Source organism: Mesorhizobium sp. M8A.F.Ca.ET.161.01.1.1 (assembly GCF_004792105.1).
Lineage (GTDB): Bacteria > Pseudomonadota > Alphaproteobacteria > Rhizobiales > Rhizobiaceae > Mesorhizobium.
In genome coordinates this window covers 1-296 of sequence record NZ_SRTD01000415.1, presented here as the reverse complement: position 1 = coordinate 296, position 296 = coordinate 1, and the positions used below count along the sequence as shown (strand labels likewise).

Annotated in this window: 1 pseudogene; it reads right to left on the bottom strand. The window is 72.3% G+C overall.

Annotation, left to right across the window (positions count from 1 at the left end):
- Positions 1-296: pseudogene (locus tag EN804_RS36335) on the bottom strand (hypothetical protein); the annotation flags it as partial.

The window sequence follows — 296 nt, the reverse complement described above, 5'->3', positions numbered from 1 at the left end:
CGTCGATGACCAGCGCCGCGCCGATGCTGAACACCGCCAGTGCGATGATCTGCGGCAGCCATGGGCGCAGTGCGTTCCAGCCGGCACGGGTCGCGCCGGCACTGGCCTGCAGCGGCTGCCGTAGCGCGGGAGCGAGCGCCAGCAGCGTGGCCAGCACCAGCGGCAGCACGTAGTAGGTTACGCGGTAGATCAGCGCCGCCGCCAGCACCGCCGCCGGCGCCACCTGCGGCAACAGTTTCAGCAGGCTCCACTCGAACACCCCCAAGCCGGCCGGCACGGTCGAGACCAGGCCGGCC